This is a genomic window from Egibacteraceae bacterium, from assembly GCA_040905805.1.
In the GTDB taxonomy this organism is placed as follows: Bacteria; Actinomycetota; Nitriliruptoria; order Euzebyales; family Egibacteraceae; genus DATLGH01.
In genome coordinates, this window is sequence record JBBDQS010000033.1 from 1 (window position 1) to 9,119 (window position 9,119).

Here is a 9,119-nt window from a genome sequence, read left to right on the forward strand (position 1 = left end):
CGACCCCGAAAAACCGGCCGCCCGGACCTCACATCCTCAATTTTGCGACAGCCTGCCTGAGGTTTAATCGCAAGCTGAGACGTGGCGCAGCCCCTCTCGGCTTCCGCACACACGCTGCGCCTGAGACGTCCCGCAGCCCCATTCATCCCTACCGCAGGCTCGTCTGAGAGGTGTCCTCGTCCGGTCTAGTCTGTGGGCGGGGCCGCACCCGCCGCGGGTTCTGGTGGTCTGTTGGAGTGTGATGCCTGACCGTCGTCGTAACACCACTGTCCTGGCCGTGCTGGTGCTGGTCAGCCTTGTGCTGCTCACGATGGACTACCGGCAGGGCGATGGCGGGACGGTGGCGGCGGTCCAGCGGGGGGCCATGGCCGTGTTCTCGCCCATCCAGGAGGGCTTCGCCACCGTGGTGAGCCCGGTCGGGGGCTTCTTCGGCTCGATCGCGGAGTACGGCCGGCTGCGCGCCGAGAACGCCGAGCTGGAGGAGGAGCTGGAACATCTGCGCGAAGGACGGGTCTCCGTGGCCGAGCTCGAACGCCAGAACCGGGAGCTGCGCGAGCAGCTGGCCATGCGTGAGCGGCTGGGGTTCACCACCACCGGGGCCAACGTCATCGCCCAGGCGCCCGGTCCCTTCGAGTGGTCGGTGCTGATCGACGCCGGTGGCGACGCCGGGCTGCGCCCGGGGATGGCCGTGGTCAACGAGGCCGGGCTGGTCGGCAAGCTCGTCCAGGTGACCCGGTCCAACGCGCGTGTGCAGCTCGTGTCCTCGCCGCAGGCCGGGTTCATCGTGCGGCTGGTGGGAACCGGCGAGGAGGGGTTCCTCTCGGGTCGGGGCTCCCGCCCGCTGCAGCTGGAGATGACCGACGCCGAGTCCGAGGTGGAGTCCGGCGCGGAGGTCGTCACCAGCACCTTCGGGGGCTCCAGCATCCCCGACGGGATCCCTGTCGGCGAGGTGGAGTCCCATCCCCAGACCGACCAGGCCGGCGGGGCGGTCCTGTCGCTGCGCCCCTACGTGGACCTCTCCCGCCTCGGGCTCGTCCAGATCGTGTTGGACGCACCGGAGCACCCGAGCGAGCTGGACCCCGACGAGCTGATCGAGGACGAGAACCCCCCCCGGCCGCCGGCCATCGTCCCGGAACTCGACCCCGCGCCCGGCCCGGGCGAGCTGGAGCAGGCACCGAACCCCGACGCGACATGATCCCCCGCCTCATCATGATGGCAGGGGTGCTGGTGACCGCACTGCTGCTGTCCACCGTGGTCCTGTCGGCCCTCACGTGGGGGATGTGGCGCCCTGACCTGGTCGTCCTGACGGTGGTGGCCTTCGCGCTGGCCGACGGACCTGGGACGGGCGCCCGCTACGGGTTCGTCGCGGGCCTCGCAGTCGACCTGCTGTCCACGGGCAGCCAGCTCGTCGGCACCGCCGCCCTGGTCCTGCTCCTCGTCGGCTACACGGCCGGTGTCGTGCGCCCCTACTTGTCGACCGCGGGGCTGGTCGGCCAGGTCGCCGTGGCGTCGGCGGCCAGCGTGGCCGCCGTCCTGGCCTACGGGCTGCTGTCCCAGCTGCTGGAGGTCGCGTCCGCGACGCCGCTCGCGGCGCTGCAGTCCGCCATGGCCACGGGCCTGTACAACACCCTGCTCGCCCCGATCGTGCTGATCGCCGTCGGGGGGCTGCTCAGCCGGCTGCCGTCCGCGCCGTCGGCCGCGTCGCGAACCTCGTTGTAGGGACACGAGTGCTACCCTCGGGCGCCGTGCAGATCAACTCCAAGCCCGCCGCCTTGGATGCGGGGGAGAGCACCCGCCTCCGGCTCACCTTCCTCGCGCTGCTGGTCGTGAGCCTGTTCGTGCTGCTGTTCGCCCGCCTGTGGTTCTTGCAGGTGATGGCGGGTGAGCGCTACGCGGACCAGGCCGAGGGCAACGCCATCCGCACGATCGCCACCGAGGCGCCCCGCGGCAAGCTGCTCGACCGTGACGGCGAGGTCCTCGTGCGCAACCGCTACGCGCTGGTCGTGAGCGTGCAGCCCGAGGAGATGGGCGACCGCGCCGACGAGATCCTCGCCGAGGTGGCGGGGCTGCTCGGGCTCTCGCTCGAGGAGGTCCTGGACCAGGTCGAGAACTCCCGGGTCAGCGCCCTGCGGCCCAAGCCGATCGCCGTGGACGTCCCCCCCGACATCGCCTTCTACCTGCACGAGAACGGCGGGGACCGCTTCCCGGGCGTCTACGCGGAGACCCTGCCCCGCCGCGAGTACCCCCACGGGATGACGGCGGCGCACCTGGTCGGCTACCTCGGCGAGATCAGCGGGGAGGAGCTCGACAGCGAGCGATACGCGGGCTACCGGGCCGGCGACCTGATCGGCTGGGCGGGCCTGGAACGCTCCTACGAGCCGGTGCTGCGGGGCGAGGAGGGCCTGCGCCGCCTCGAGGTGAACGCCAACAACCGGGTGGTGCGCACCGTCGAGGAGAGCCTGCCCCAGCCGGGCGCCGACCTGGTGCTGACCATCGACCTGGAAGCCCAGCAGTTGGCCGAGCAGGCGCTGGCCGAGGGCATCGACACGGCCCGGCGGACCCGTGACCGGGACAGCGGCCCCCAGCGCGGCGGGTTCTTCCGGGCCCCGGCCGGCGCGGTCGTCGTGCTCGACCCGTCGAACGGGGAGATCGTCGCCATGGCGTCCAACCCCGTTTTCAACCCCGCCGAGTTCGTCGGCGGCGTCGGCACCCGGGAGTGGGAGGCCATGCAGAACCCCGACAACCACTTCCCGCTCATCAACCGGGCCATCCAGTCGAGCTATCCCCCCGGGTCGGTCTACAAGATCGTCCCGGCTGCCGCCGCGCTCGAGGAGGGGTTCATGGGCCCCGCCGACCAGCGCGAGTGCCCGGGCAGCTGGACGTGGGCGGGCAGCGTCTACAACAACTGGAAGCGCAGCCACTCCGGGTTCATGGACCTGCGGACGGCGCTGGTCGATTCCTGCGACACCGTCTTCTACGACATCGCGCGGGACATGTGGGAGCACGAGCAGGCTACGGGCGCCGCCCACGAGATCCTGCCCGCGATGAGCACCGCCTTCGGGTTCGGGGCGGAGACCGGCATCGACCTGCCCGTCGAGCGTGACGGGGTGGTGCCCGGACGCGCGTGGCGGCAGGAGTACTGGCAGGACCACCGCGAGACCTATTGCCTCAAGGCCCGCCAGCTGGAACCGGGGAGCTACGCCCAACGCGTCAACGCCGACCTGTGCGAACGCGGCGGGGACTGGCGCGGAGGCGACGCGGTCAACATGTCCATCGGGCAGGGCGACCTGCAGACGACACCCCTGCAGGTGGCCAACAGCTTCGCGGCCATCGCCAACCGGGGGACGCTGTACCGGCCGCACGTGGCCAGGGAGGTCGTGCACCTCGACGGCACGGTGCAGTCGGTCGAGCCGGAGGTGATCGGCACCGTGCCGGTCAGCGTCGGGCACCTGGACTACATCGAGGCGGGGCTGCTTGGCGTGACCGCCACGGGCGGCACCGCCGGCGGCGTCTTCGGCTCCTTTCCCATCCCGATCGCCGGCAAGACCGGCACCGCAGAGCTCAAGCCCAAGCAGCCGTTCGCCTGGTTCGCCGGCTACAACGTGGAGCCGCTCGGCGGTCGCCAGTACGTCGTGGTCGCGATGCTGGAGGAGGGTGGCGGCGGCAGCCAGACGGCGGCCCCGATCGTGCGCCGCGTGTTCGAGGGTCTGGCCCCCGCAGTCGACGAGACGGCCATCGAGGCGGGGGAGGTGACCGACTAGCCATGGGCAACATCACGTTCGGCGACGAGTCCCACCGGGTCGCGCGCGACTCCGTCCAGCAGTCGTGGAAGCGGCTCTACTCGCCGGGTCGGCACTTCGACCCCGTGCTGGTCCTGGCGGCTCTGGGGCTGACGGCGTTCGGGCTGGTCATGATCTACTCGTCGACGTTCCACGGGCTGGAGGCGCGGGGCGTGGACCCGCTGCACTTCGTGAACCGCCAGGCCATCTCGCTCGGCATCGGCCTGGTCGCCATGGTGGCCATCGGCATCTTCGACTACCGGCTGTACCGGGCCTGGGCGCCGGTGGTGTACGCCGGGGCGATCGTGATGCTCGTCGTCACCGCGGCGACCGGGCAGACCGTGAACGCCTCGCGGGCATGGATCGTGCTCGGCGGGTTCCAGTTCCAGCCGGCCGAGATCGCCAAGCCGGCGCTGATCCTGGTGCTCGCGGCGCTCTTCCACGAGCGCCGCGAGTCCGCGCTGGGACTGCGGGCGCTGCTGGAGGCGGTGGGCCTGGCGGCGGTGCCGATGCTGCTGATCCTCGCCCAACCCGACCTGGGAACCGCCATCGTGTTCGTGGCCATCACCTTCGGGGTGCTGCTGCTCGCCCGCGTGCGGATCCGCTACATGGCGGCGCTCGCGCTGATCGGGGTGCTGTCGATCGTCGGTGCGCTCCAGATGGAGGTCATGGAGGACTACCAGGTCGCGAGGCTGACGTCGTTCCTGGACCCGTCGTCGGACCCGCAGGGGGCCGGCTGGAACGTCGAGCAGGCCCAGATCGCGATCGGCTCGGGGCAGATCACCGGCCAGGGCCTCTTCCAGGGCTCGCAGACCGCACTGGCCTACGTACCGGAGAACCACACCGACTTCATCTTCACCGTGGTGGGCGAGGAGCTGGGGTTCTTCGGTGCCACGCTCCTGCTGGCCATCTACGCCGTCCTGCTGTGGCGGGCGCTGCGCATCACGGCCCTGTCGCGCGACACCTTCGGGACCTTGATCGGCGCGGGGGTGGTCGCGGTCTTCGCCTTCCAGCTGTTCATCAACGTCGGCATGTCCGTCGGCGTCATGCCCGTGACCGGCCTGCCGTTGCCGTTCGTGTCCTACGGTGGGACAAGCCTGATCGGCGCGTTCCTCATGATCGGTCTGCTGCAAAACGTGCACATGCGTCGCTTCCAGTGAATGTCCCCTACACTCGGAAGTGGACGGTGAGGTGATCGCACTTCACCGCAGTGGCTTGGCCACGACGCTTGGCCTCGACTTGATGCAGCCGACCACCCCGATCATGACCGACGACCGCAGACCTCCGACGGTGCCCCCGCCGGATCGACTGCCGCGCGCCGCGTCATCTTGCTGCGTCGGAGTCCGGGACATGCAGCGCCAGCGACGCGCGCACGTCGTGGCCGGCCTCGCCTGCAACGACCACACAAGGACTCGCCACCGTGACCGACTCGGACGCCGCACGCCAAGAACCTGAACGAGACGAGCTGACCCGCACGAGGACGCGCACCCGCACGCGCACCCGCTCGGACGACCGACCGTCGTCCGAGGCTGCCGGACCGACCACGGACCGCACCGACGACGAACCGACCGCGATCCAGAGCCGCCGCCGGCGCGCCGGTGCGCCGCGAACACGCGCCAAGGCGGCTGCCCCGACGCCGACCGAGTCGCCGGAGGAGCCCTCGGGCGAGTCCCTGGACGCGCCCCAGGCGGAGGCGCCCCAGGAGCAGAAGAGCTCGAGCGGGTCCCGGAGCGGCCGCTCGGGACGCCGGCGCGGCGGTCGTGGGCGGCGCGGGCGCCGTGGCGGCGGCGCCGGCAAGTCACCGACGCGCCAGGAGGCCGGCGAGGAGGAGGCGCAGCCGTCACCCACCGCGAAGGCGACCGTGGAGGCCGACAGCGTCGGACAGCAGCAGGAGTCCGCGAAGGCGCCGGCACCGGACGGAGGGGGTGACTCGACGCGTCTGCGTGCCGCCCGCAAGAGCCGTGGTCGCCAGAGCCGCGCGGGAGGCGGCCGCAAGCAGCGCCCCGCCGGGGGCGTGAGCGAGGAGACCCGGCGGGCGATCACCGAGGGCCCCCCGCGGCGGATGCTCGTGCAGGTCGGCGAGGAGCGCACCCAGATCGCCGTGCTGGAGGATCGCGACCTCGTCGAGCACTTCGTCACCCACCGCCAGGACGTCTCCTACGTCGGCAACATCTACCTGGGCCGGGTCCAGAACGTCCTGCCCGGCATGGAGGCGGCCTTCGTCGATATCGGCAAGGGGCGCAACGGCGTGCTGTACGCCGGGGAGGTCAACTACGACGAGGCGGACCTCGACGGGGAGCTGCCCCGCATCGAGCAGACCCTGAAGCCCGGCAGCGCGGTGCTCGTGCAGGTCACCAAGGACCCGATGGGCACCAAGGGCGCCCGGCTCACCCAGCACCTGTCGATCGCCGGCCGCTACTGCGTGCTCGCGCCCGGCGAGGGCATGCTCGGGATCTCGCGCAAGCTCACCGACGAGGAGCGCGACCGGCTGCGTGACATCCTCGCCGACGTGAAGCCCGAGGGCTACGGCCTGATCGTGCGCACCGCGGCCGAGGGCGCGACGCGCCAGCAGCTCGCCGACGACGTGGCCCGCCTGGTGCGCATCTGGGAGGGCGTGGAGAAGCGGTCGACCGCCGCGAGGCCGCTGGAAGCGGTCTACGAAGAGCCCGACCTTGTCATCCGGGTGATCCGCGACGTGTTCGGGCCCGAGTACACCGACCTGATCGTGGACTCCCCGGATCTCGCCCGGATGGTGCGCAGCTACCTCGGTGACGTCAGCCCCGAGCTCGTCGACCGCATCTCGGAGCACTCCGGGCCCCTCTTCGACGACTACGAGGTCACCAACCAGATCCGTCGGGCCCTGGAGAAGAAGGTCTGGCTGGCGTCGGGCGGCTACCTGATCATCGAGAAGACCGAGGCGATGTGGGTCATCGACGTCAACACCGGCCGGTTCGTCGGCAAGTCCAACCTGGAGGAGACCGTCCTCAAGAACAACATCGAGGCCGCCGAGGAGATCGCCCGCCAGCTGCGGCTGCGCGACATGGGCGGGATCATCGTCATCGACTTCGTCGACATGCTGGTCCCCGCCAACCGCGACGAGGTGCTCAAGCGCTTCAAGCGCGAGCTGGCCCGGGACAAGACCAAGTCCCGGGTGATGGAGATCTCCAAGCTCGGCCTGGTGCAGATGACCCGTAAGAACGTGTCGCAGGGACTCACCGAGAGCTTCACGACCGTCTGCGACTGCTGCGAGGGCCGGGGCGCGCAGATCGTGGAGCGCTTCGTCTGAGCCCAGCCGACGACTGGTGTGTTGGTGTGTGCTTTGGCGCACCGCGGTGGTGCGCCAAACCACACACCGGCCGTCAGGGCGGCGCCCCCGCCCCGGAGGCGCGGCGGACGGACTCCTCGACCAGGCGGCGCGGCCCGTCCCCTCCCGCGGAGACGGCCGCGCGCAACAGGTCGTGCGCGTGCAGGGGTGGGTCGCGCCAGGCCCGTGCCGCGTCGAGCACGATGTCCAGACCCCGGTCCCAGCCCGGCCCGGCGGCGTCCTCCGAGCGGCGCAGCGCGGCGCCCACCGCGCTCAGCTCGCCGGGATCGAGGGCGAGCAGCTCGCCCCCGCCCGGCGTGGCGGCGATGGCGACGACCAGCGCGACCGCCCCGCCGGCGGCGGCCCGCACGCGGGCGACGGCCGTGGCCGCGTCGGCCGACAGGTCGGGGTCCGACCCCAGACCGAAGGTCTCGTCGTCCAGGGCGGGCTCGCGCACCGCCGCCCGGTACAGCGCGGCGGGGTCGTAGCCGCACGCGGCGAGCAGCGCCACCACGTCCGTCCCGCCGACCTCCAGGAGGCCCGCGAGCAGTGCACGGGTCGGGAGCGCCCGGGGGGCCTCGCGGGCGGCTCCCCGGGCGAGGACGGTCTCGACGACGGGCAGGTCGGGTGCGCCGGCCGGTGCACGCTCCAGCAGTCGGGCGGCCGAGGTCGCGTGGGTCCGCAGCAGCCCGCCGGCCTGCCCGTCGGGCTCCGCCGCCAGTCCCACGAGCAGGTCCGCCACCGTGGCGTGCCGACCGTGGGCCTCGCCGGACTGGCGGGCGGCGGTGACCGCGACGAGCGCCTGGTCCGTCAGGCGGACCCGCGTCGGGGTGGTGCCGGCCATCCTCGCGAGCCTCCCTCGGCGGATCGACGCTGATTGACACTGCCGGGCGCCGAACCTACACTTCATGGACGGTGCGCCAAGGCGCGCCTTCGTGGTGTTCGCCATGATTCTCCCAATCTGTTCGTCAATTCGCGCTCATCACCTCGCGCGCGCCCATCCGAGCGACTTCCGCAGGAGCCAACTCATATGTACGCCGTGATCGCCACGGGTGGCAAGCAGTACCGGGTCCGCGTCGGGGACACCCTCGACGTCGAGAAGCTCGTGCCCGGTGACGACGGCACGGTCGACCTGCGGGCGGTCATGCTCGTGGACGACGACGGGGCCGTGACGGCCACACCGGACGCCCTGGCGGGCGCGACGGTCACGGCGAGCGTCGTGGACCAGCACCGCGACCCCAAGATCACCGTGTTCAAGTACAAGAACAAGACCCGCTACCGCCGCCGGGCCGGTCACCGCCAGCCCCGGACGCGCATCCGGGTCGACACCATCAGCGCGTAGGAGACTGAGGACATGGCGCACAAGAAGGGCGGCGGTTCCACCAGCAACGGGCGCGACTCCAACCCGAAGATGCTCGGGGTGAAGCGCTACGGGGGCCAGACCGTCACGGCCGGCACGATCATCGTCCGCCAGCGCGGCACCAAGATCCACCCCGGCGACAACGTCGGGCGTGGGGGCGACGACACGCTGTTCGCCCTGGTCGACGGCACCGTGGCGTTCCGCAAGTCCGGCAAGCGCAAGTACGCCGAGGTTCAGGGCGCTACGGGCCGTTGACCAGCCGAAACACCCCGGTGTGACCGTTGCCGGTTGGGGTCACCGACCCCGACCGGGATCTTCACGCAGCCGCACCGCCAACATCTCGACCGCCTCACGCATCGCCCGCTGCAGCGCCGCGGTGTAATGGTCGGTCATCGACGCCGAAGCGTGCCCGGCCAGCTGCTGCACCACCGCCGGGTGCGCACCGGTGTCCTCGAGCAGCGTCACCGCTGCGTGCCGCAGCCCGTGGGGGGTCAGCCGGTCGACCCCGGCCGCCTCACACAGCTGCGTCAGCCACTCGCCCAGGGTTCGGTCCCAGATCGGCGTGCCGGAAGGCATGCGGAACATCAGGTCCGCCGGCGCGACAGTCCCGTCAGGCCACGTCACGACCGGCTCGACCCACCCCTGCCCCGCCCACGCCCGCTCCATCCCGCGACGC

9 protein-coding genes are annotated in these 9,119 nt (G+C 71.6%); 7 read left to right on the forward strand and 2 right to left on the reverse strand.

From position 1 onward, the window contains the following. Positions 1–241 precede the first annotated feature (241 nt). The 5 genes from mreC (at position 242) to WD250_04490 (ending at position 7,065) form a co-directional block, all read left to right on the forward strand. Entirely contained in the window at positions 242–1,195 is a 954-nt protein-coding gene (gene mreC, locus WD250_04470) for a rod shape-determining protein MreC (GenBank protein ID MEX2619454.1), read from the forward strand. Continuing rightward, complete coding sequence (mreD, locus tag WD250_04475; GenBank protein ID MEX2619455.1) at positions 1,192–1,719, forward strand: rod shape-determining protein MreD; 528 nt, start codon at positions 1,192–1,194, stop codon at positions 1,717–1,719. The genes mreC and mreD overlap by 4 nt, the downstream gene beginning before the upstream one ends. A gap of 26 nt (positions 1,720–1,745) precedes the next feature. Continuing rightward, positions 1,746–3,761, forward strand: coding sequence for a penicillin-binding protein 2 (gene mrdA / locus WD250_04480; GenBank protein MEX2619456.1), 2,016 nt, complete (start codon positions 1,746–1,748; stop codon positions 3,759–3,761). A gap of 2 nt (positions 3,762–3,763) precedes the next feature. Further along, complete coding sequence (rodA, locus tag WD250_04485) at positions 3,764–4,939, forward strand: rod shape-determining protein RodA (GenBank protein ID MEX2619457.1); 1,176 nt, start codon at positions 3,764–3,766, stop codon at positions 4,937–4,939. A 260-nt stretch (positions 4,940–5,199) separates the two neighbouring features. Then, the gene (locus tag WD250_04490; GenBank protein MEX2619458.1) at positions 5,200–7,065 is read left to right on the forward strand and encodes an Rne/Rng family ribonuclease; all 1,866 of its coding nucleotides are present in this window, start codon (positions 5,200–5,202) and stop codon (positions 7,063–7,065) included. 73 nt (positions 7,066–7,138) lie between these two features. On the opposite strand, the gene WD250_04495 is transcribed toward WD250_04490, so the two are convergent. After that, on the reverse strand, positions 7,139–7,927 hold the full coding sequence (locus tag WD250_04495; GenBank protein MEX2619459.1) for a Clp protease N-terminal domain-containing protein: 789 nt from the start codon (positions 7,925–7,927) through the stop codon (positions 7,139–7,141). A gap of 186 nt (positions 7,928–8,113) precedes the next feature. On the opposite strand from WD250_04495, the gene rplU reads away from it, so the two are divergent. Both rplU and rpmA read left to right on the forward strand, forming a co-directional pair. Further along, the gene (rplU, locus tag WD250_04500) at positions 8,114–8,425 is read left to right on the forward strand and encodes a 50S ribosomal protein L21 (GenBank protein MEX2619460.1); all 312 of its coding nucleotides are present in this window, start codon (positions 8,114–8,116) and stop codon (positions 8,423–8,425) included. A gap of 12 nt (positions 8,426–8,437) precedes the next feature. After that, on the forward strand, positions 8,438–8,698 hold the full coding sequence (gene rpmA / locus WD250_04505; GenBank protein ID MEX2619461.1) for a 50S ribosomal protein L27: 261 nt from the start codon (positions 8,438–8,440) through the stop codon (positions 8,696–8,698). A gap of 39 nt (positions 8,699–8,737) precedes the next feature. On the opposite strand, the gene WD250_04510 is transcribed toward rpmA, so the two are convergent. Continuing rightward, positions 8,738–9,119, reverse strand: a 382-nt coding sequence (locus WD250_04510; protein ID MEX2619462.1) for a tyrosine-type recombinase/integrase, incomplete at its 5' end; no start/stop codon positions are given.